Source organism: Pantoea sp. SS70, from assembly GCF_029866845.1.
Lineage (GTDB): Bacteria > Pseudomonadota > Gammaproteobacteria > Enterobacterales > Enterobacteriaceae > Pantoea > Pantoea leporis.
This window is the reverse complement of sequence record NZ_CP117200.1, coordinates 271379-293820: the sequence shown is the minus strand read 5'-3', so window position 1 is coordinate 293820 and position 22442 is coordinate 271379. Positions and strand designations below refer to the sequence as shown.

Annotated in this window: 21 protein-coding genes and 4 pseudogenes; 8 read left to right on the top strand and 17 right to left on the bottom strand. The window is 50.9% G+C overall.

Annotated elements, in window-relative coordinates; all coding sequences use genetic code 11:
* Positions 1-154 precede the first annotated feature (154 nt).
* The 3 genes from PO881_RS20960 to PO881_RS20950 are packed head-to-tail and all read right to left on the bottom strand — an operon-like array spanning position 155 to position 1559.
* Positions 155-397, bottom strand: a complete 243-nt coding sequence (locus tag PO881_RS20960; protein ID WP_280173328.1) for a hypothetical protein — start codon at positions 395-397, stop codon at positions 155-157.
* A complete protein-coding gene (locus tag PO881_RS20955) occupies positions 394-798 on the bottom strand; it encodes a VOC family protein (RefSeq protein ID WP_280173254.1) in 405 nt (134 codons plus the stop codon). The genes PO881_RS20960 and PO881_RS20955 overlap by 4 nt, the downstream gene beginning before the upstream one ends.
* Positions 799-815: 17 nt before the next feature.
* Positions 816-1559, bottom strand: a complete 744-nt coding sequence (locus PO881_RS20950) for an SDR family oxidoreductase (RefSeq protein WP_280173253.1) — start codon at positions 1557-1559, stop codon at positions 816-818.
* A gap of 95 nt (positions 1560-1654) precedes the next feature.
* Here PO881_RS20950 and PO881_RS20945 point away from each other — a divergent pair, with 95 nt between their 5' ends.
* Positions 1655-2605 carry an AraC family transcriptional regulator gene (locus PO881_RS20945; protein WP_280173252.1) on the top strand — a complete coding sequence of 317 codons (951 nt, stop codon included), beginning with the start codon at positions 1655-1657 and terminating at the stop codon, positions 2603-2605.
* A 140-nt stretch (positions 2606-2745) separates the two neighbouring features.
* On the opposite strand, the pseudogene PO881_RS20940 reads toward PO881_RS20945, so the two are convergent.
* Both PO881_RS20940 and PO881_RS20935 read right to left on the bottom strand, forming a co-directional pair.
* Positions 2746-2970: pseudogene (locus PO881_RS20940) on the bottom strand (VOC family protein); the annotation flags it as partial.
* Between the two features lie 156 nt (positions 2971-3126).
* Entirely contained in the window at positions 3127-4089 is a 963-nt protein-coding gene (locus tag PO881_RS20935; protein ID WP_280173251.1) for a LysR substrate-binding domain-containing protein, read from the bottom strand.
* Positions 4090-4291: 202 nt separating this feature from the next.
* Here PO881_RS20935 and PO881_RS20930 point away from each other — a divergent pair, with 202 nt between their 5' ends.
* The 3 genes from PO881_RS20930 to PO881_RS20920 all read left to right on the top strand — a co-directional run bounded on the left by PO881_RS20930 (position 4292) and on the right by PO881_RS20920 (position 7580).
* Positions 4292-5128, top strand: a complete 837-nt coding sequence (locus PO881_RS20930) for a transketolase (protein WP_192235548.1) — start codon at positions 4292-4294, stop codon at positions 5126-5128.
* Between the two features lie 28 nt (positions 5129-5156).
* Entirely contained in the window at positions 5157-6149 is a 993-nt protein-coding gene (locus PO881_RS20925) for a transketolase family protein (RefSeq protein ID WP_192413355.1), read from the top strand.
* Between the two features lie 96 nt (positions 6150-6245).
* The gene (locus PO881_RS20920; RefSeq protein ID WP_280173250.1) at positions 6246-7580 is read left to right on the top strand and encodes an MFS transporter; all 1335 of its coding nucleotides are present in this window, start codon (positions 6246-6248) and stop codon (positions 7578-7580) included.
* A gap of 42 nt (positions 7581-7622) precedes the next feature.
* Here PO881_RS20920 and PO881_RS20915 read toward each other — a convergent pair whose 3' ends face one another.
* From PO881_RS20915 to PO881_RS24110, 4 genes and pseudogenes are all read right to left on the bottom strand, one after another.
* Complete coding sequence (locus PO881_RS20915; RefSeq protein WP_222183837.1) at positions 7623-8321, bottom strand: FCD domain-containing protein; 699 nt, start codon at positions 8319-8321, stop codon at positions 7623-7625.
* 178 nt (positions 8322-8499) lie between these two features.
* Positions 8500-8799 (bottom strand): putative quinol monooxygenase, encoded by a 300-nt coding sequence (locus PO881_RS20910; RefSeq protein WP_280173249.1) that lies wholly within the window; start codon positions 8797-8799, stop codon positions 8500-8502.
* Between the two features lie 27 nt (positions 8800-8826).
* Complete coding sequence (locus PO881_RS20905) at positions 8827-9051, bottom strand: hypothetical protein (RefSeq protein ID WP_280173248.1); 225 nt, start codon at positions 9049-9051, stop codon at positions 8827-8829.
* Positions 9052-9056: 5 nt separating this feature from the next.
* Positions 9057-9266: pseudogene (locus PO881_RS24110) on the bottom strand (glutathione S-transferase N-terminal domain-containing protein); the annotation flags it as partial.
* 169 nt (positions 9267-9435) lie between these two features.
* On the opposite strand from PO881_RS24110, the gene PO881_RS20895 reads away from it, so the two are divergent.
* Positions 9436-10035, top strand: a complete 600-nt coding sequence (locus PO881_RS20895) for a TetR/AcrR family transcriptional regulator (RefSeq protein WP_280173247.1) — start codon at positions 9436-9438, stop codon at positions 10033-10035.
* Between the two features lie 522 nt (positions 10036-10557).
* Here PO881_RS20895 and PO881_RS20890 read toward each other — a convergent pair.
* Positions 10558-13014: a membrane-bound PQQ-dependent dehydrogenase, glucose/quinate/shikimate family gene (locus tag PO881_RS20890; RefSeq protein ID WP_280173246.1), complete on the bottom strand. Its 2457-nt coding sequence runs from the start codon at positions 13012-13014 to the stop codon at positions 10558-10560.
* Positions 13015-13318: 304 nt separating this feature from the next.
* Between PO881_RS20890 and PO881_RS20885 the strand changes: the two genes are divergently transcribed.
* The gene (locus tag PO881_RS20885) at positions 13319-13747 is read left to right on the top strand and encodes a cupin domain-containing protein (protein WP_280173245.1); all 429 of its coding nucleotides are present in this window, start codon (positions 13319-13321) and stop codon (positions 13745-13747) included.
* Positions 13748-14204: 457 nt separating this feature from the next.
* Here PO881_RS20885 and PO881_RS20880 read toward each other — a convergent pair whose 3' ends face one another.
* The 4 genes from PO881_RS20880 to PO881_RS20865 all read right to left on the bottom strand — a co-directional run bounded on the left by PO881_RS20880 (position 14205) and on the right by PO881_RS20865 (position 18127).
* The gene (locus PO881_RS20880) at positions 14205-15227 is read right to left on the bottom strand and encodes an NADP-dependent oxidoreductase (RefSeq protein WP_280173244.1); all 1023 of its coding nucleotides are present in this window, start codon (positions 15225-15227) and stop codon (positions 14205-14207) included.
* On the bottom strand, positions 15228-16046 hold the full coding sequence (locus PO881_RS20875; protein WP_280173299.1) for an oxidoreductase: 819 nt from the start codon (positions 16044-16046) through the stop codon (positions 15228-15230). It lies immediately after the preceding gene.
* A gap of 132 nt (positions 16047-16178) precedes the next feature.
* Positions 16179-16961, bottom strand: coding sequence for an SDR family oxidoreductase (locus tag PO881_RS20870; RefSeq protein ID WP_280173243.1), 783 nt, complete (start codon positions 16959-16961; stop codon positions 16179-16181).
* A 74-nt stretch (positions 16962-17035) separates the two neighbouring features.
* The gene (locus PO881_RS20865) at positions 17036-18127 is read right to left on the bottom strand and encodes an alkene reductase (protein WP_280173298.1); all 1092 of its coding nucleotides are present in this window, start codon (positions 18125-18127) and stop codon (positions 17036-17038) included.
* A 133-nt stretch (positions 18128-18260) separates the two neighbouring features.
* Here PO881_RS20865 and PO881_RS20860 point away from each other — a divergent pair, with 133 nt between their 5' ends.
* A complete protein-coding gene (locus tag PO881_RS20860) occupies positions 18261-18809 on the top strand; it encodes a TetR/AcrR family transcriptional regulator (protein ID WP_280173242.1) in 549 nt (182 codons plus the stop codon).
* A gap of 96 nt (positions 18810-18905) precedes the next feature.
* On the opposite strand, the pseudogene PO881_RS20855 reads toward PO881_RS20860, so the two are convergent.
* A pseudogene (locus PO881_RS20855) lies at positions 18906-19222 on the bottom strand (tyrosine-type recombinase/integrase); the annotation flags it as partial.
* Between the two features lie 611 nt (positions 19223-19833).
* On the opposite strand from PO881_RS20855, the pseudogene PO881_RS20850 reads away from it, so the two are divergent.
* Positions 19834-20379 (top strand): annotated as a pseudogene (locus PO881_RS20850) (cysteine hydrolase family protein).
* Between the two features lie 103 nt (positions 20380-20482).
* Here the strand turns inward: PO881_RS20850 and PO881_RS20845 are convergent.
* Together PO881_RS20845 and PO881_RS20840 are read right to left on the bottom strand one after the other, a co-directional pair.
* Entirely contained in the window at positions 20483-21643 is a 1161-nt protein-coding gene (locus tag PO881_RS20845) for an IS30 family transposase (protein WP_280173063.1), read from the bottom strand.
* Positions 21644-21758: 115 nt separating this feature from the next.
* Positions 21759-22160, bottom strand: coding sequence for a VOC family protein (locus tag PO881_RS20840; RefSeq protein ID WP_280173241.1), 402 nt, complete (start codon positions 22158-22160; stop codon positions 21759-21761).
* Positions 22161-22442 lie beyond the last annotated feature (282 nt).

Below are 22442 nucleotides of genomic sequence, written 5' to 3'. Positions count from 1 at the left end.
ATGCAGGACTACCAGCGCCCATTTCTGGCACAAAGGGGACATGTTTAGAAATGAGGTCTGCAATGAGTGAAGAGGGAAAAATAACGCTTCAGGCTCCGTTCATACAGTCTAACCTTACTGACATATGCAGCATAAAAACTTGGCGGCTTTATACTCAGCGCCATAAGTCGGTGGATCTTTCCGTCAGCCCCGGTAACTTCCGCAACTGCGCGTGCGCGATTTCACCAGCGTCCTCAAGGCCGAAAACCCGCATACTGACGTCAAGTTCACCGGCAAATACTCCCAGCCGCTGCCTGTTTCTGCCGGCAAGGATAATATTCAGGCTGGCACTTTTAGCCTGGGAGGCGGTCATGTGTCCCGTGTATCCGGTGGCGCCATAAATCAGTAGTGTTTTCATGATTGAGGGTGCTGCCATTCTTTAAAGACAAATTCAAGGCTGTAGCCATCGGGGTCGAAAACGCCGGCGGCGTAGTAGCGGGGATCGTAGTGAAGCCGGGCGCCAGGTGCGCCATTGTCAGACGCGCCGGCACGCATGGCTGAAGCATAGGCTTCATTCACCATTGTTTGATTTCGCGCGACAAACCCGACATGTACAGCAGCTGGCGCAACAGTTCCTTCGCGTAGCCAGAAAAAGATCCGGCCCTGAGCACCGAACCCTTTCAAATCCGGATGGCCTGGCGGCCCCTCTTTTCCGTCATAATCATGACGAACCGTGATGCCGAGAGGAGCAAGCGCTTCCGTATAAAAACGGACAGAACGGTCTGTATCGCTGACCGTTAAAAACAGATGGTCGAGCATAAAACCTCCGGAAGGATTCAGATTTGGTAGCCGCCGGCGACCTCGATGGATTGTGCGTTGATCCAGACGCTGTCATCAGAGACCAGGCCTGCGATTACCCGGCCGACATCATCCGGCTCCCCCACGCGTTCCAGCGCGGTCTGTGAGGCGAGCAGTTTCTCAAATTCTTCGTTCAGTCCTCCGCCCAGCGACGTACGGATTGCACCCGGAGAGACTGCGTTTGCCCGGATGCGCCGCGACCCGAACTCTTTGGCCATATAACGGGTCAGTACTTCAAGGCCGCCTTTAAAGGCCGCGTAGGGCGCAACACCTGTCGTGGCCACGCGCGTGGTGGCGCTGGTAACGTTGATGATGTGTCCTCCATCGCAAATCAGAGGCAGCAGCTTTTGGGTCAGGAAAAAAGGGTCCTTCAGGTGCACGGCAAAAAGAGTGTCGAACTCACTCTCCGTCACCGTTTCAATCGGGTTGAAGAGCCCAAACCCGGCGTTGTTTACCAGCACGTCAATGTGCTCACGTTCCCAGGTGATACTGACTATCTCAAGTAAGGCATCGCGGAAAGTGCCGAAGGTTTCGGTGCGAGCCACATCCAGATGCAGCGCAACGGCATGGCCGCCTGACGCTTCAATCTCCTTCACAACCCTCAGGGCAGATTCAGGATGGCTGTTATAAGTCACAATCACCCCCATCCCTTTAGCCGCGCACTGCTGCGCCACGCTGGCGCCAATTCCGCCACTGCCGCCGGTAATCAGTACAATTTTCAAGGTTTCATCCTTTCTGTCTGCGATAGGAAAAGGATAAAACCTCCGGGACAGCTCAGCCTCTGCGTTCCTGCTCGATTCTTGCCTTTTTCTGCTTTATGCTCGCTTTAATCATCATACTGAGGAGGCTAACCTTGGCACTGGAACCCCTGCTTGACGAGCTGCGCCTTCTGGCCGCTCATGCCCGAAACTGGCGAACCGAAACCGGTATATCGCGTGTGGCAATGGTGCAGGGGGACGTTCCCGCGCATGCTCTGGCTGCGGTCTATGAGCCGATGGTTAATCTCATACTGCGGGGAAGTAAATCCATGACGGTAGGTGACCGGATATTCCACTACAACCCTGCTTCTTACTTTGTCATGTCAGTAGATTTGCCAGCCGTAGGCGAAGTCCTTCCCGAGGCCACCGGTGCTCCTTATCTCGCGATCAGTCTGACCCTGAAACCTGAGCGGATAGCGACGTTGTTGGCTGATTTACCTCCCGTGAAGGCTGATCCACAGTCGAGTGCTTTTTCCGTTGCTGCCGTCACGCCCGAGCTGCTGAATGCCTGGGTAAGAATGCTTCGCCTGATGAAGAGCCATGAAGATATCCCGGCTCTTGCACCGGTTTATGAACGTGAAATCCTATATTATGTTTTGAAAGGCCCACATGGCTGGATGCTGAGGGATATCGCTTCACCGGGAACCATGCTGGCGCGGATAGGTAATGCGATTCGCTGGATTAGACATAATTTTGCTGATGAATTTGTGGTTGAATCACTGGCCGCACAGGAAGCCATGAGCGTATCGGCTTTTCATCGTCATTTTAAGTCCGTGACAAACATGAGTCCGGTCCAGTATCAGAAGCGCGTCCGTCTTCTCCATGCCAGAACCAAATTACTGGCGCGCCAGCAGAGCGTTACGTCTGTTGCCATGGAGGTGGGTTATCGCAGCGTGCCTCAGTTTAATCGCGAGTACGCCCGTTTCTTTGGCCGCTCTCCTTTGAAAGACGTTGCAAGTCTAAGGTACGACGCTGATGGTGCAGAAAGCCCGCTGAATCACCACGTTTGATGCGGCATTAAATTTTGCTGCCGTAACAAAGCAATAACTCACCACACGATATTTCACTTCGCGGGTAGCAGCCAGGCGAAACTAACAGGCCGTAATTCAGATGGGGTTCAATTTCGCAAAGTGACGTCCGGCCATCTTACTCATCCTTTCTGACAGACGACTTCGATGTTATTACCGTCAGGGTCTAAGATATAAGCGGCGTAATAATGAGAGTGGTAATGATTGCGAATTCCCGGTTCGCCATTGTCTCTACCGCCTACCTGTAGAGCGGCACGCCAGAATTCGTCGACTATGGCCCGTTCACTGGCAGCAAAAGCCAGATGTGTTGAAGCGCCTGTTATGTCTTTATCATGAAGCCAGAGCCTCGATGCAGGGAACGTATACCCGCTATGAGTAAGAAGCGTCAGTTCATGATGCTGACTTTTGCTATCAGCCCTCTGGATATTTCCTCTCTTTCATCAAGTGAAAAGGAAGTCTTCAGCCTAAAGCTATAGGGCTAAAGAGCATCTTATGCACCCGGATTATGATGGAGATACGGATGTTGTCTGACTGCCGGACGAGCCGGTAAGTACAGGTGAATTTATAGTCCCGGCAGAGGCTAAATTCTCTTCAAACCAACCCAGAAAATTCTGCAGCTTTGGCCTGGTCCGGTAGCCCAGCGGCATGACGAGATGATGTGCGCTGATGGTATGGCTGAACTGCTCAGGAAGGATCCTGACCAACGTGCCCTGACGCAGGAATTTCTCTGCCAGAAGCTCGCTTTCAAGCACCACACCGTGCCCCATCGCGGCGGCTTCCAGGCTCATGTATGAACGATCAAACCTGAAAAGCCAGGGCTGGGCGGGCTGGACGATGTTATGTGCCCGGAACCACTCAGGCCAGCGTAGTAATGTATTTTCCGAATAGATAAGCCTGCGTGAGATCAAATCCTCTGGCGCACTGACGGGTGCGTGCGCAAGGTACTCCGGTGATGCCATGGGCAGAATGCGTTCATTTCTCACAGACCTGATATCGAAACCTTCCCATGACGGAAAGCCATGTCGGATAGCGATATCCACTTCGCCGCGTCCGAAATCCACGTCCTCATACGAGCAGGCCAGCGTGACTTCCGTGCCGGGATACTGCTGCTGAAATGACTGAATGCGCGGTAAAAGCCACAGGTAGCCGAAGGTGGGGGAGCTGTGAATATGGATTTTGTTCACGCGGCCTGCCGCTTTCATCTCCGCGGTTGCCTGAATCAGCCCCTGTAGATGCACGCCAATGATCTCCAGGTAAGCTTCTCCCCTGGCGGTCAGTTTCACGCCGGCAGCGTGACGTTCGAACAGCTGGCACTCCAGGCTCTTTTCCAGCGTGGCCAGCTGATGGCTTGCGGCTGACGCGGAAATACCCAACGCTTCAGCCGCACGAACCACGTTGCCCGCCCGGGCAATATGTTCAAAAACCTGAAGACACTTCAGTGAAGGGATCTCCGCATAATTTCTCATTTTCCAAACCTTGTAACACCAAACTGATCCTATTTTATCAGCTTACAAAAGGTGGTCACAGTTGTTCATCATTAAATGGTTAACCATTTGTCGAGATCACTCTCACAATTCTTTATTTACAAAGCAAGCGAAAATGGACTTAAGGACGAGGTCTGTAGTTTATTGGTAAACCATTAAGATCTACCACTCAAGGGAACTTCTGATGACAGAACTGAATCACAACCTTCACGGCCTTTCTGAACATGCTTATTCGATTCGGCGGCATGCCCTGCGTATGGGCGCCGTGCAGGGACAGGGCTACATAGGGCAGGCACTGGGCATTGCTGATGCGCTCACGGTGGCCTATTTCCATGCCATGTCCTTCCGGGCGGAAGATCCTGAATGGGAAGGTCGTGACCGCTTTCTGCTTTCAATCGGTCATTACGCAATTGGCCTGTACGCCGCTCTCATCGAGGCAAAAATCATTCCTGAGCATGAGATAGAGAATTACGGTAGCGACAACAGCATTCTGCCGATGTCCGGCATGGCGGCCTATACCCCGGGGATGGAAATTACCGGCGGCTCGCTAGGGCATGGTTTGGGTATTGCTGTTGGCATGGCGCTGGGCCTTAAGAGAAAAGGGAACAATGCGGCGGTGTATAACCTGCTGTCGGACGGTGAGCTGAATGAAGGGTCGACGTGGGAGGCCGCGCTTTCCGCCAGCCACTGGAAGCTCAACAACCTGATCGCGCTGGTAGATGTTAACCGCCAACAGGCGGACGGAGACAGTCAGGAAGTTCTGGCCACCGAGCCGGTCGATAAAAAGTTTGAGGCGTTTGGCTGGTTTGCTCAGCGCGTGAACGGGCACGATTTGCAGGCACTTGTCAGTGCATTCGATGCGGCCCGGCATCACGCGGGCGATCAGCCACGCGTGATCATTCTCGATACGCTGATGGGCAAGGGAGTGCCTTTCCTGGAAGAGAGAGACAAAAATCACTTCATTCGCGTAGCTGATGCCGAGTGGCAGCAGGCACTTGATGTCCTGAAACGCCATATCTGAAAATCACTTCCGACTCAATGAGGCCACTATGACCACTAAAAAACTGACCACATCTGCCATGATTGCTTCAATTGCTGAAGAGGGGCAGGCAACCATTCCGGCTCCCTTTGGCCATGCCCTGGTCGAGCTCGCAAAAAAACACAATGATATCGTCGGCATGTCGGCAGACCTGGCGGCTTATACCGATCTGCACATTTTCTCGCGCGAGTTCCCGGAACGATTTTATCAGATGGGTATGGCTGAGCAGCTGCTGATGAGCGCCGCTGCAGGGCTGGCCCGCGAGGGGGCTACGCCTTTTGTCACCACCTATGCCGTGTTCGCCGCACGACGAGCCTATGATTTCATCTGTATGGCTATCGCAGAGGAAAAGCTTAACGTCAAAATCATCTGTGCATTGCCGGGGCTCACAACGGGATATGGCCCCAGCCATCAGGCAACAGAGGACATTGCTATTTTTCGCGGCATGCCGAACATGACCATCATCGATCCATGCGATGCCATTGATATTCAGCAGGCTATTCCGGCCATATATGAACATGAAGGTCCTGTCTATATGCGCCTGCTGCGAGGAAAAGTGCCGGTCATTCTGGATCGGTTCCCTGACTACAGGTTTGAGGTCGGAAAAGCGAAGCTGCTGGCAGACGGCCACCAGGCGCTGATTATTTCGACTGGCCTGATGACCATGCGCGCCATTCAGGCCCGTGACCTGCTGGAAAAAGAGGGTATCAGCGTCGCGATACTGCACTCGCCAACCATCAAACCCCTGGATGAAGCAACCATTTGCCGTGAGGCGGAAAAACGTAACTGTCTGGTGATAACTGCAGAAAACCACACGGTGATTGGCGGACTGGGCGAAGCCGTAGCCTCCGCGCTGATGCGAAACGGAATATTCCGGCCATTCAGGCAGGTCGGGCTGCCGGATAGATTCCTGGATGCTGGCGCGCTGCCAACACTTCATGACCGCTATGAGATATCCGCACGTTCACTTGCCTCCAACATTGCATCCTGGATTAAACAATAAAGCATGTCATCCACACGCCTCTGCGTGTGTAGGGGTGTGTGCAACTCTGTTTTAAAGCCTTGCCATTGAAAATATCCGAAAGATAAAGGGCTTATCATGATTGATAAATTAAAAAGGAAGAGTCAGTACAGATGGTTTGTGATAGCACTCATTTTTATACTCTTTATGGTTGCACAGGCAGACCGGGCAAACATCGGCTTCGCTATTCCTTTTATCCAGAAAGAATATGACCTGACCAACTCAGAGATAGGTCTCATCATCAGCCTGTTTTTTGCCGGCTACGGACTGTGCCAGATCCCGGCGGGCTTTTTTGTTAAACGTAAAGGGATCCGGTTTTCCTATGCCGCCGGTATGCTGTTGACATCCCTCTTCACGTTTATGATGGGCAAAGTTGATTCTGTCTGGCACCTTAAAATTCTGCGCGCGCTGGTGGGCGTCAGCGAAGCTCCCGTCGTGATCAGCTCAACAGCCACCATCAACAACTGGTTTCCAACGAAAGAGAAGGGGACGGCCACGGGCATTTTTCTGGCCGGTTCAAAATTCGGCCCGTTGCTGGTTCCTCCCATCTGTGCCTGGATTCTGATTCATTATGACTGGCGCCATATCTTTCTGTTCTTTTCAATACCGGGAGTCATTCTGGCTGTGGTGTGGTATGTCCTGGTCAGGAATACCCCGGCAGAAAGCCGCTTTGTGAATCAACAGGAGGCGGATTACATCGCGGAAGTCAGCCGTGATGAAGAAGGGAGCAAGCGACGTTTCAAAAGCCGGGCGTTCCGCTATGGCTTCATTGACCGCATGATCAGAACGACAAAGCTCACCCCACTCGACTCATCCCGGTCTATTTTCCGGTCATGGGATATTTACGGTGCAGCAATCGGTTACATGTGCATGGTGGGGATTGTTGACGGCGTGATCATGTCCTGGCTGCCCAAATATCTTCTGCAGGAACATAAGCTGTCCATCGTGGCTTCCGCGGCGCTTGCTGCCACGCCGTTCGCCGGAAACGTGATAGGGAATCTTTGCGGCGGCTGGATTTCGGATAATCTGCTGGCCAAGCGCCGCAAGCCGCTAATGATGTTCAGTGCAGTCTGCACGATTGTGATGACAGGGTTGATGACTATAGCGCCACAGAACCCCTACCTGCTGGGCCTGCTGCTGTTCTGCCTGGGCTTTCTGATAGCGCTGGGGTACTCAGCTTACTCAGTGTATGCCATGGCCCGGGCGTCCAGAGAGACTTATCCGGTCGCTTACGCGATTATTAACATGGGCGGGCAGCTGGGAGCGGTGTGTATGCCCCTGATCGTCGGAGTATTGCTGGATAACTACAGCTGGAATGCGGTGTTCATCACGCTGGGTATCGCCGCGGCACTGTGTCTGGTGGTGGTCTTTACCATTCGTGAACCTCTGCCTGCAGGTGCTGAACTGGAGTGATAAACAGCCAATGCAACCGGCTGCACGCAGCCGGTTGCACGATCACTGCATAAGCAGATTCATCAGCATATTTTCCCGCTCCCAGTGGGCGAAATGTGCCTCCATGGCTGCCCTGGCGGCATCGGGATCGCGGGCCGCAATGGCCTTAACAATATCTTTGTGATTGCTGTTAATGCGGGTTTCCGATTCGTTCAGACCTTTCATGATGCTGCGTCGTTTTCTCAGCAAATCGGCGATGAAAGAAGCGATGCTCTGATAAAAAAGCATGATGACAGGATTATGGGTCATACCAGCCAGCACCAGGTGAAACTGATAGTCTGCCTCAACCTTTTCTTCAAAACCTTCAACCGTCACCATCAGATCGCTCAGGCGTTCGAGTTCGGCAATTTCTTTATCAGATGCATGCGTGGCCGCTTCTTCGGCCAGCATTTTCTCGAACATTTCCCGGGCGTCTTCGATGGTATCGAGCGAGATGTAGCCTAACTGTGAGGCAATATCAAAATAGAGGTTGGCAAATGACAGGCGAGGCATTCTGAGAAACGTTCCGCTTCCCTGATTACGCTCAATAAAACCAAAAAATTCCAGAGAGGAAAGGGCATTTCGGATAATGGATCGCTGAACTCCCATTTTTTCCGCCAGGACCCGTTCAGAAGGCAGTCTGTATATGCCATTTTTATCAATCGCAGCAGTCGCGAGTATCCGTTTGATCAGGGACTGACTTTCTTCGGGGATTCCGGTCATGTTTATCACATAAGATGATTACAGAGGGCGGGTGGGTTACCGAATATCCTAACGCCTGCATCAGGGGATGACAACATAAGAGGCGTGCCGGGCGGGGACAGAACAGCATTCTGAGCAAAAGTTATTTGTTCTCCCCGCAGGTAATGAAATCAGACCATTACCTGCCGGTCAGATGGTTTCAGGCGTTTCCGCCCGCTATTTTTTTTAGTGCCACGACTTCTGAATGCTCAATATACGGCGGGAGTTCGCTGAAGAGTTTAACGATATGGTCAGAATTCAGATGCTTTTGCAGTAGGTCAAGAGAAGACCATTCTTCGGTCCAGACAAAACGACGGGGATTCTTTGCGTCCTGGTTAAGCTGATAAGTAATGCAGCCTTCTTCACTCAGAGTTCTCGCAATGACGCTGCAAAACATTTCATGAACCTTATCTTCAAAGCCTTCCTTAACGGTAAATAATGCGACGACTGGTACAGTCATAGTGCCTCCTGAATAGTAACAATTGGCTTATTGAGCCTGATCAAACAAGTTATTCACGCCGCTCAGGGCAGACATGAAATCAAGATAGTTGCGCGTCTTTGCACCGAATCGGATGTCATTGACAATCGTGAGCGAGCGCAATAAGGGATAAAGCCTGAAGTCCGATTCATTGATCTCTTCCCGGTACTCCAGGAGAGTCTCGAGTTCACCGAGCTGGCATTCCCTGTGCCTTTCAGGAACCTCCCGCCACACTGCCCATCAACGTAGTGAACGATATCCCTACTCCCAGCCATGAAAGTGCCGTCGTCCTTCTCAAGAATGGGAGCAATCTTTTTACCGACCATGCTGGTGGGCGTTTCAGCATCAGCTTCAGACATAACGCGCAGTTCAAAAGGAATTTTCTTTATCCCAAAAATCATGCGGGCCCGCACGTAGAATGGACAATGCTCGTAAATATGTAATTTCATCAAGCAACCTCCTTGTAGATTTTAGATTACTCACAAGTAACATTACTATTGAGTAATGTTACTTGTGAGTAATCTTGGTGTCCACACATAATCCTTTATTTTACTTAGCTGTTAGAGAGTGATTACACTAGATGCGTTGCTGATCCAGTTTATTTATCGGAGCCCTGCTTTGTCACATCGCGTTACCCAGCCTCAGAACAGTCCGCAGCCTACCAGAGGCGAAGTAACCCGCCAGCGCCTGCTGGAGCATGCCTGCCGCGAATTCGCCAGACTGGGATTTCACAGCACTAAAGTGAGCAATATCGTCAAAGCCAGCGGGCTGAGCCAACCCACGTTTTACATCTATTTTGACAGCAAAGAAGCCGCATATGAGGAGCTCGTTCATGAGTTTCGCCGCAGACTCAGGATCATCACGAAAGATTTGCTGATCCAAAAGCCCATCGGCGGAGAAGCCTTGGTCAAAAGTCTCCAGTTCAGCTTTATCAGTTTCCTGAGTTTTCTCGCAGAAGATCCGGATCTGACAGAAATTGGTCTGTTCCAGCCGCCGGGCTGCACGGAAACTAAAGCCTCGCTCGCCATATGGATCGCGGACAACATTGCACAGGAGCAGGAGCTGGGGGTATTCAGCAAGGACGTCGATGCGCTGACGGTCGCGCGATGCTTCGTCGGGATGATCGATCAGGCTGCCAGGGTTCCCCGGGATGAAATGACTTTGGAAGATCTGGCAATGGGCTGTGCGCGTGTGCTGTGTAAGGGCATAGGGCATTGAGTCGGGTTTTATACCCTTAATCAAAAAAAGTGGCGGCAAAAAAACTAAAACTCAGACATCTGTCCTTGTAATGACACTAATAGAGCCTGCACCTCCACGTCTGCATAAAATTTAACCATTCCTACCGCGTCATCGAGGGTAAATCCCCGTTGCGTGCTGTCTGTAGTCTCGTTAAGCGTCTCACTCGCATAAAGTGTATAGCATTATCCCGTCTCTTTTTACTGAATGGTTAACTTGCCTGACAGTACTTAGGCTGCATCGGCATGGGTGGGTATGCCGGGGTAATTCCGTGTGGGGTGGGAGGGGCATACGCATGACGGAAAGCTGTGGCCTGCCCGAAGGATAGTGCTAATAAGGCTGCCCGCTCCATGCTTTATTGCTCTGAAGCAGGAGTTCGTGCTGCAGGTAAACCTGCTGCGGTTTTTTTTAGCGTGTTCATCCTTCATACACTCTGCTTAAATTTAATTATCGCACTGAGTGTAGCAGCCGCAAAAACGGCACCCGCAGGTGCCGTGATGGCTATCAGATTGTGTCCGGTAACGCGTAGGCGATGACATAATCGCCTTTACCTGTTCTCATGAAATGATGTCCGGTTGCTTCGATCACCACATACTCTTTACCGTTCTGTTCATAAACCATTGGGTTTGCCTGGCCACCTGCCGGCAGCGGCGCTGACCAGACCGTTTTCCCGGTTCTAATATCAATGGCACGGATAAGGTCATCCGTCGCTGCTGCAATGAAGATCAGCCCGCCTTTGGTTACGGCAGAACCCCCATTGTTAGGCGTTCCGATGTTGATCGGCATACCGGTTGGAATACCAAATGGACCGTTTTTCCTGGCCGTCCCCAGCGGGCGATCCCAGACGGTGTGCCCGGTACGCAAATCAATTGCACGAATGCCACCGTACGCGGGCTCGTTGCAGAGCATGCCGGTAAAGCCGTTCTGCCAGCCCGGATTGATGTTCAGCGCAAACGGCGCGCCGCTCTGTGGTGTCAGCGGACTGGCATGGGTGTCAAGGTTATAGCCAATTTTATCCGAAGGATGGACGTGAAGCTTATCCGCAACGCTCCTTGCCACAAACTCGGTATAGTTTACGGTGTTGTTATAGTTGGCAATGACTAGACCATTCACAGGGTCAACTGAAACGCCACCCCAGTCACTTCCGCCGTTGTAGCCCGGATAGGAAATAAACGGTCTTCCGATTGAGCCCGGCGTATAGGCGCCTCTGTAGTCAGCCTGCTGGAATTTAATCCGGCAGTACAGCTGGTCCAATGGCGTCAGCCCCCAGGTGCTGGCAGGCGTCAGATCCGGTTTGCGCATGCTATTGAAAGTGGAATATGGCTGGGTCGGCGAACGCTTATCCGGGTCGGTTCCTCCCTGCGGCGCCGGCTTTTCAATCACGTCAAACAGCGGCTTACCGGTTTCACGATTAAGAACGTAAAGCTCAGCGTTTTTGGTCGGCAGAATGATGGCGGGAATTTTACTGCCATCGGCCTGAGGATAGTCAACGAGGGTAGGTGGTGAGCCCAGATCGAAATCCCAGATGTCATGATGGGTCGTCTGGAAGTTCCAGCGCGGGAGCCCGGTGTTGATATCAAGTGCTACCAGCGAATCGCCATACTTCAGCTCAGCAGGGGTACGCGGCGCGCTCCAGTAGTCACCGGAAGGGTTAGCGACAGGAAGATACACCAGCCCCAGTTTTTCATCACCGGTAAACGAGGTCCAAACGTTAGGACTTCCGCGCTTGTAAGCGTCATTGCCGTGCTTAGGCGTGGCGTCCTCAGGATTAGCAGCATCCCATGCCCACTTTAGCTTGCCGGTTCGAACGTCGTAGGCTTTAGTAACGCCTGGCGGGCCAAAGACACGCTGGCCGTCAATGACCTGATGGCCAACAACAATCGTATCCCTGATCACTACCGCTCCGGAGGTAATCGAAACGTAGCCGGTGTAGGTTTCACCCATATCCTTAAGGATCGATACCTCGCCGTTATTGCCGAAATCAGTGCAACGGGTTCCGTCCTGCGCATCCACCTCGAATACACGGGCATCCAGCGTGCCCAGAATGATCCTGCGATCGCAGTGCTGATACACGCTGGCGGTGGCAGGAGCGGGCTGCGAAGGCTGTTGAGAGGGTTTCTGAGTACCGTCAAAATAGGCCAGAGAGCGGCATGCGGGGGTATATGGCAGCGCATCCCGGTTAATTTTAGGGTCAAAGCGCCATTTTTGTTTTCCCGTAGTAGGGTCTAAGGCGACTATGTTGTTTGCAGCTGTACAGACATAAAGGAAATCACCCACTTTGATTGGTGTGTTCTCCGTTCCCCAGCGAGCGCCTGGTGGCAAATCTCCCGCATGAGTCTGCCAGGCAACCTTCAATTTACTGACGTTTGCAGGCGTAATCTGTGACGTTGAAGAATAACGTGCTGCAGACAAATTTCCACCATAGGCAGGCCAGTCATTTTTGACCTCCTGTGAAGTGGTTCCGGTACCGGTGTCAGCGGAAAAGTTTTTACCGTCAGGTGCCGGAAAACCATTGGCTTCGGTCGTGTTATGAGGAAGAAATGCCAGACCGCCCGCGCCAATAAAGGTGAGAACCAGTACTCCCGTCACAGCCCCGCTGTGCTTACGCTGCAGGCGTGGAAGCAGCGTTGACAGGTGGAAGGAGAACGCGATCGCCAGCAGCAGTATCAGTGCGAAACGAGGCACCCAGCGCCAGTAATCCGTACCGGATTCAGATATCGTCCAGAACAGCGTGCCGAAGAACAGCAGGCTGAACCAGAGAACCGCAATAGCTTTCCCCCTGAAAAGGGCCACCCCAGACAAAATGCTGAGGACGCCTGCAATGGCGTAATACCAGTTACCTCCCAGCGAGATAAGCCAGACACCGCCGGCAAGCATGTAGATTCCCAACAGCAACAGTATTGCTGCAAGCAGTTTACCGACCCATCCTGGACGGTTCTTGAGGTTTGAAGGTTGATTCACGATTATGACCTTGCCTGTATGAATAATTAAACTAAATAAAGCGCGCAAATTGTTATCACGATGTAAGTATTTTGTCACACCAGTTATTTATTTTAAGCACTAATTATCCAATGAGCCTTTAATTCATGAGTGCATGAGAAAAAACTCATCATATTAAAAATGAAAATGTACGCCTATAGTTTTATGGGGCAGGTGCGCTTGAGTAGTGAGGTATTAATCAGATGGTTGGGTTCATAAAATATCTGCTTTATTTATCTCATAAAGTACGCATCTGAAATTTCGTTAACTTTAAAAGGGATTAAATATGGGAACTAAAAGCCAAAAGAAATCCGAGCGATTCATTCCTGCTGAAATAGCTAAGAAACTCCCTGAGACCTCTGAAAGCATGCTGGCGGATGAATATCTGACGGACAGGCCTCAAGCCAGTTGCAGGGTCTTCCGAGCCTACAAAGGTGTTCCCCCGCATTTCCATCAACAGTGTGATGAGTATTTATATGTTGTATCCGGCAGAGGGACGTTCTGGATTGAAGATGAAAGCACCGAGGCCGAGTTTGCTCCGGGTCACCTGTTATTTTTTGAGCGTAACGTGATTCATGCGCTGCCAACGCTCATTGAAGAGCCTGTCGTTTTCCTGTCCATCGACAGTCCCCGTCGGGAACCTGATGATATCATTTTTGTGAACCCTGAGGACGGCTCTGCGTCTGACTTTATGCTACGTAACGGGCAGGGATAGCGCGCAATTGCCCGATGTTCTGCCGTGAGTGTTCTGGCGACAGAGGTCGGGCAGGCCACATATCAAAGCCGTACCTGTCATGCGTGGCATGGTCTTCTGATGCAGAGTTCAGTTAGTGTGATTTCATTCAAAAGCAATAAGTCAGCTAAAGCCGGTTTAGAAATCAGTATTTGTTTCAACCGATTTGACATTCGTGTACAAGATACTAAGCCGATGATCTTTTCGCTCATTTTTAAAATCACCGTCAGCCAGAGATCTTATACCTTCAACTATTAATTTCTCATTCAGAGCCGTCGCATCCGCTAATGGCAGGAAACGGACGCGCGCGTCAGGTCCGCTATGAGCGAATAGCGGACATTCACGGCCATCAATTTAGCTGACAACATGGCCTTGATATATCGTCAAATTAGTGGAGTTTTTCTTTCGATATTCTTTAAATAGATTCAAATTTCATTTGTTATGACTCCTGCATCTTAACGACTACTTTGCCCTTCGCGTGCCCCTGATCCAAATAGGCAAGAGCTTCCTTTGCTTCTATAAAAGGGAATACCTTGTCGATCACCGGCCTGATTTGTTCTGCCTCAATGAGTTTGCCGATTTGGGCGAGCTGATCGCCATCAGGACGGACAAAAAGAAATGAATAAGTGAGGCCTCGATTTTTTGTAAGACGTATGATCTTGCGGCTCATCAGCCCGAAAACTAAACGCAGCAGGACGTTTAGTCTCCGCGACCGGGCGAACGCAGCATCTAATGGACCGATGAGAGAAACAATCTTTCCACCCGGCTTGAGAATTTGGGTGGATTTTTCAATTGAATCGCCTCTGATAGTGCCGAGAACCACATCGTAGCCGCTCAGCTCGTTTTCAAATTCCTGCTTTTTATAATCAATCACTTCGTCTGCGCCAAGATGACTCACCCACCCGGCGTTGTCTGTGCTGGTTGTCGTGGCCACCTGTGCGCCAAGGTGCTTCGCCAGTTGGATGGCAAAACTGCCAATCCCCCCGGAACCTGCCGGGATGAAGACCTTCTGACCAGGCTGCAACCCGGCTCGCTCTGTCAGCGCCTGCCAGCATGTGAGGCTCACCATCGGGAGCGAAGCCGCCTGCACGAAATCCAGGTTCGTGGGTTTTATGGCTGCAGCGCTCTCTGGCACCACTGCAAACTCCGCAAGAGAACCTATTCCCGTGTCGAAAATGCTGGCGAAAATTTCGTCACCAGGCTTGAACCGCATCACTCGACTCCCCACGGCGATGACAACCCCGGCTAAGTCGCTTCCCAAAGTGGCGGGGAGTTTAAAATGCAAAACCGGTTTGAATATTCCGGTTGGGATCATGTTATCAATCGGGTTCAGACCCACAGCGAAAACTTTTACCAGAATTTCATTATCATTGGGGGAAGGGCAATCGATATTATCGAATCCCAGCTCAGGGGATTTACCATAGCGTTTAAACGTAAGTGCTTTCATCGTCTTATTCTTCATTTATTTTTTCGCATCAAGCTGAAGACTTTTGCGCACCACATTATCCAGGAATGACGCAGGAGCGAATCTGAGAATAAAATTCAATTGACCTGCCAGCCTTCCCGCCGTGTAGCGCACCTTCGGGCGTAAAGTCTGAGCAGCTTTAACCACCACGTCAGCCACCACCTCCGGACTTTCCGCCTCAGCCATTGCTTTGCTCACCACTTTCGTCAGCTTAGCCCGGATCTGGTCATACTCCTGAAGCTTTGCATCCGCCTCGATATTATTGGCTTCAAACTGTGTTTTCATATAGGCAGGTTCGATGACAGACACTCTGATGCCCTTTGTGCGCAGTTCATGATCCAGTGCTCCGGTATACCCTTCGACCGCATGCTTACTGGCAGCATAAAGTGCCACATACGGCAACGGAACGATGCCGAGTATCGAACCGATATTGATGATGCGCCCGCTGCCTTGACGGCGCATTTGAGGGATCACTGCGCGGCTCAACCTGACGATGCCCAAAAAGTTGGTGTCGAAAATGTGTTTGGCCTGTTCGATAGAACTCTCTTCCGCCGCCGCTGGAGCAACCCCAAAGCCCGCATTATTAATCAGAACATCGATTCGCCCCTCCAGACGCAGCAACTCCTCAATGGCGGCCTCGACAGAAGCGTCGTCCGTCACATCCAGCGCCAGTAAAGGAAATGGATGCTTTCCCGCCTGAGCGCCACGCCGGCTCGTACCATATACCGTAAATCCTGCGGCTAAAAGTTTATGACCAGACGCTTCGCCGATACCCGAGGACGCGCCGGTAATCAGTGCAACACGTTTTTTTGCCATGCTGAATAAGGCCTTCATGAGATGTTTCAGGTTTCTCATCGCTGATGAGACGACAGGCTGTAATGGATTTATGTCGGATTTACCGCTGTGCAGAACAGCCGGAAGACCGTTCTGCACAGGACACCTCATTGATTACAGTGATTTATATCGTTCTGCGGATTCATCTTGTTTGATGTCTGAAAGCAGAGCCTGACGCGAAGCATCCAGGGTGTCCCAGCGGGCAGCATTATGTAAAGGCGGAATGGTGACCCGTTCACGGCGGTCAAAACCTACCAGTGCGGCATCCACTAATTCGCCCACTTCCATGAATTTTGCCGAGTTAGTGATGTCGATACCCGCACGGTCCCAGATTTCCGTGTAAGTGCCGGCAGGGAGCACCGCCTGGATATAAATGCCTTTAGATGACAGCTCGACATTCATTCCCTGAGACAGGAAAAGCACGAAGGCTTTGGTGGCGCCGTAAACCGTCATGGCAAATTCTGGGGCGAGTCCGACGATGGAACTGATGTTGACGATCGATCCCTCGCCCGCTTGCACAAAGCGTGGTGCCACGGCACTGGCAAGTCTCGTCAGCGTAGTAACATTAAGCGCGATAAGGCTTTCTATTGAATCAGGTGTCTGCTCTGTAAAACTGCCGGACTGTGCAATACCCGCGTTATTGATAAGAATGCCAATCTGCGCGTCTTCACGCAGGCGAGCTTCGACCACAGCTAAATCGCTCGTTTGCGTAAGGTCAGCAGGCAAAACATCTACAGAAATGCCATTTTCCTGTCGCAGACGATCAGCCAGTATTTCTAACTTCGTTTTGTCGCGCGCAACCAAAACCAGGTCGTGGCCCCGGCGGGCGAACCGTTCAGCGTAAACCGCACCAATACCCGTGGATGCGCCTGTAATGAGAACTGAAGCTTTAGTCATAATTTGATCTTCTTTATTAAAGTGTAAACAGAATTCGCCATGTGCGATGTATGAAGAACCGTCACACCGGTGCTTTACTTACTGGTCTCAGTCAGCGACGGGTAATCGGTATATCCCGCTGCGCCACCGCCATAAAGTGTTTCAGGGTTGATTGAGGCCAGAGGTGCGCCCGTCTTCAGCCTTTCGACCAGATCGGGGTTGGAGATGAACGGGCGACCAAACGCGAACAGATCGGCTTTACCCTGCGCAAGCTGAGCGGACGCCAGTTCCAGGTCATAGCCATTGTTGCCAATATAGGTGTTTTTAAAACGCCGGCGCAGGGAGTCGTAATTGAACGGGGATACATCACGCGGGCCACCCGTCGCACCTTCAACTACATGGAGGTACACGATGCCTAATGCGCTGAGTTGGTCAGCGACGTAATCATATTGCTGCTGCGGATCACTGCACGAAATCGCATTAGCAGGAGAAACCGGTGAAATACGTACGCCGGTGCGGTCAGCACCAATCTCATCTTTTACAGCCGCCGTGACTTCCAGCAACAGGCGCGCACGATTCTCAACAGAGCCGCCGTATTCATCAGTACGCTGATTTGCGCCATCTTTGAGGAACTGTTCCAGTAGATAACCATTCGCGCCGTGAATCTCTACGCCGTCAAAGCCGGCGGCAATGGCATTGGCCGATGCCGTTCTGAAATCGTCGATAATCCCCGGTATTTCCTGCAACTCCAGCGCACGTGGCTCAGAAACATCAGCAAAGCCATTGTTCACAAAGGTTTTTGTCTCGGCGCGAATGGCTGACGGCGCGACCGGTGCAGCGCCACCCGGCTGTAAATCGACATGCGAAATTCGTCCTACGTGCCATAACTGTACAAATATGCGCCCACCTTTGGCATGCACCGCGTCAGTTACTTTACGCCAGCCATCGATCTGAGCCTGCGTGTAGATCCCCGGCGTATCCTGATAGCCCTGCGCCTGTGCGGAGATCTGCGTGGCTTCAGTGATCAGCAATCCTGCTGTGGCACGCTGGGCGTAGTAGGTCGCCGCCAGTTCGCCCGGCACCAGCCCCGTTCCGGCCCGGTTACGTGTCAGCGGTGCCATCACGATGTGGTTGGTCAGCGTTAGTGAGCCAAGTTCATAGGGTTGAAATAATGTCTGATTCGTCATGCTTATTCGCCCGTTAATGGTGGGTTGAGGTGTCAATATAATGATGATGATCATAATCTATAATGTCAACTCGTTTGATTACGGTCATCATCAATGTATACTTAAACTCAACTTTTAAGAGGGGCAGGAAAGCATGAAAGTGTCGAAAGAGCAGGTTCGGGAAAACCGGACACGCATTGTTGAAACGGCCTCAGAACTCTTTCGCGAACGCGGTTACGATGGCGTGGGCGTGGCGGAACTGATGTCAGCGGCAGGCTTAACCCATGGCGGGTTTTACAAGCACTTTGGTTCAAAGGCAGACCTGATGGCGGAAGCGATGAGCTGCGGATTTACGCGTACTGCAGAAAGCACGGCAGGTGTGGACCGGGAAAAATTTATTGCATACTACCTCTCCCGACAACATCGCGATGATATGGGAAAAGGGTGCGTGATGTCAGCACTGGGCACCGATACATCCCGTCAGTCTGAATCAATCAAGGCGACATTTGCCGCCGGACTTGAACGCCAACTCGCCGTTTTAGGAACTGAAAATGGCACGCGCGCTGACCTGATAGATACCATCGCCCATCTTGTGGGTGCACTGGTGTTGTCTCGTGCCTGCCCAGATAATTCCGCTCTGGCTGATGAAATTCTGGATGTCTGCCGTGCGCGTCTTGTTAATCATGAAGCCAGTGAGGATTGAATGTGTTGGGCTTAGGGGACTTTTTTTCAGCAGTGCATATAAATAAATCACCAACGTCCGCTTCTGGCACAGGGCTGCTGTTGCAACCCTCGCTAGTTAGACTTCAATCGATTCAGATATCTCCAGGGCATCATCGACTTTAATGCCCAGGTAACGAACTGTGCTTTCGAGTTTTTTATGGCCCAACAGAAGCTGGATTACCCTCAGATTTTTTGTTTTTTGTAGATTAGATAAGGTTTAGTCCTGCGCATAGAATGCGTGCTGTAAAGCGAATCGTCGAGACCGAGCTTCTCAATCCATCCGTGAAAAATACGGTTATATTGCCGGGTTGAGATGTGGCGTTATGAGCCAACGCGAGACTGGAATAGATAGTCGCCATTTCGCAGGTGAGCCATTTTGATCCAGGCCGCTACTGCCCCCTGTGCAGTATGAAGAATACAGAGTAGCCACTTTAAGTAAGGCTGAATGTGTCAAACTTTTCGATGAAACTAACCACAAAAAGTTCATCCTTAGCCACGAACGCAGTTTCATGAAGCCGTTGCTATCTGATAAACAGCATTAACCTGTTATAAGATGCAATGAGATAAATAGACGAGCTAAGCCAGGTGAAACTGCATAACTCAGATAATATCTGCTTTTGCCAAAAGTGTAATGACGTCAGGCCAATGTCCCATATTAGCGAGAAGCGGAAGCCAAATTGCTTTCCTTTGCGGGGCAGGGGGTGCCAACAAAGCTCGGCAATATTGAGGAAACATATTTGTTGAATCCGGTAAATCTCAGTGCTAAAAGAAAAGAGCAATTTTTTTGGATTCGTTGTGTTTCCTGTTCCTGATACCCAACCCATAAGAGAAAGTCAGAAAATGATTAAGTCAGTTCATCCAGTTACAACCGTTACCACCACCGGAACTTTCGGCGGCGTGGGCGTATCTGTGACTGGCTCCTGACAAAACAGACTCTGACTCCCCGCCAAACCGGACGGGGAAGAAAATTTCTCCGTTCATGACTCACTGAATGGAGATACATCATGATTTCATCTGAAAATGCGCTTTTAGTTATCGATATGCAGCAGGGACTTTTCCGTGGCCCCGCCTCACCGTATTTTGCCGACTCGGTTCTGTCTAACATCTGCTTGCTGATTGAAAAAGCGAGGTAGGCTAAGGTGCCCGTATTTTTTGCCCGCCACACCGGACCTGATGATTCTCACTTCTCTGAGCAAAGTCCGTTGACACAACTGATACCCGAAATGAATGTGAACGCCGAGCACGATGTCGTGTTTATCAAAAAGCACCCCAACTGTTTCCGGGATACGAACCTGCAGCGTCAGCTTAGCCAGCGAGGTGTTAAGGAACTGGTTATCGCCGGGATGAAAACAGAATTCTGTGTGGACACTACCTGCCGCGCAGCACCGGAACAGGGATTCAGGACCGTGCTGATTTCAGATGCGCACACGACAATGGATAACAATTACCTTTCCGCAAATGAAATCATCAGCCACCACAACGTCACACTAGCTGGCCCGTTTGTGTCGCTCGCGACAGCAGCTGACTGGGCCTTTCACTCTGAGAAATGAGTTGAGACTGAGAGCCGCCCTCAGGGCGGCTAAGGTGCTTAAAGTCCGCTTCAGGCACGAAGCAGAAGTGCGTCTTAGACAAGGTCCGCTATGAGCTGTGAGTTCAACTGATGGATGCAACACATTGGTTAAAACGCTCTGCGGGTGATTCATAGTCTAGCGTTTTTCTCGGTCTTTCGTTGAGCTGTCTGGCAACGCTGTTTAGTCTTTCTTGGCTGTGAACCGATAGGTCAGTTCCTTTTGGAAAATACTGCCTAAGCAATCTGTTTGTATTTTCATTGGAGCCGCGTTGCCAGGGGGATTGGGGATCGCAGAAGTAAACCTGGATATCTGTGGCTACAGTAAACCGGGTGTGGTTAGTCATTTCAGCACCCCGGTCCCATGTTAATGTTTTATAAAGCTCAGCAGGTAATTCCCGGGCTTGTTTGATGAGTGCAGATATAACCGTTATGGTCTTGTTGTCCCTGATCCTGGCCAGCATAACAAAACGGGAATGACGTTCTACGAGGGTGACGATATAGGAGTTTTTAGAGCCCTGGATCAGGTCACCTTCCCAGTGACCTGATATGGCTCTGTCGGCGGCTTCAGGTGGCCTTTCGCTGATAGAGATCGTATTCGGGATTGACCCTAATCCTTTCCCTTTAAGCGATGATGTTCTGGATCTACGCACGACTCTTCCGCTTCTGAGGCATTGCTGCAGTTCTTTTTTTAATGCACCTCGGGTTTGTATAAAAAGCGTTTTATATATCGTTTCGTGTGACACATGCATTTCCTGATTATCCGGATAACAGCGTTTCAGCCAACCGGTGATTTGTTCCGGCGACCAGTCCTGATGCATCTTCTCTGCGATGATTTTACACAGTGTTGGTCTTTCAATTAGCTTGCAAGGTTTTGGTCTCAGAGCATTTTCCCACGCAGCAGTATCCGCTTTTGATGCACGGTATTGTTTTGCACCACCGTGCCTCTTGATCTCCCGGCTAATCGTTGAGGGGGCTCTCGAGAGTTTGTTTGCGATCGCCCTGATGCTGATTTTTGCTACCAGCGCTCTGGATATTTCCTCTCTTTCATAAAGTGAAAGCGCTAACGGATGACGCTTTCGGACAGGGGGGCGGTATCCACCAGTCTGGTGGATAGTGGGCATAATAGAAGAATGATATCTGTCGAACATTCTGGCGATATCATGCAAGGAATCACCTTGCTTATATCTGTCCCAGATAATCGCTTTCTGTTCCGGCGTGTAGTTAATACGCGTTCTTCGTTTCATGGCAACGTCCCCCTTCGATTAAGGATAGCGTTGCATCGACCCATTGAACTCACAGCGAAAAGCGGACATTATTTTGGGGGCGGAAACGTCGTAATGACTCAACCGTTAGGGAGTTTTAATTTTGCTTGTTCTGGTAAAGATCCCAGCGGTTGCCGTACAGGTCCTCAAATACAACTACTGTTCCGTACTCCTCTTCGCGAGGCTCTTGGGAGAATGTAACGCCTTTTAATTTCATGGAGTTGTAGTCGCGCCAAAAGTCATCAGTTTGCAGAAAAAGGAATACCCTTCCACCACATTGATTGCCTATAAAATCTTCCTGCCTCTCATTTGAAGCGCGTGCCAGTAGAAGATTGCAATCGCTTTCCGGGTTAGGTGTGATTACGACCCAACGTTTACCCTGCTGAGGTGTATCTTCAACGAGAGTAAACCCCAGCGTTTCCGTGTAATACTCAATTGCCCGATCATAGTCATCAACGACTATGGCCACATATCCCATGCATCGCTTCTGCGTTCTCATTTCTGTTCCATTAGGTTTCAGACATAACTACCAAGAAACATTTTTTTAACATAAATGATCCTTAGTTGCATTATGGGTTTGTCCAAAGCACTGAAGTCTGCTTTTCGCTCATAGCGGACATGGGCCTGCACAACGTCCGTTATGAGCGAAAAGCGGACGTCTCAGCTTTAAAAAGTTGATGTCGATTTTAAATTACAAATGATCCGGTATTAGTTTGGCGTACCGGATCATCAATAATGACTAAATTTTCTATGGTTCTAAAGCACATGTGGTCGATGCAAT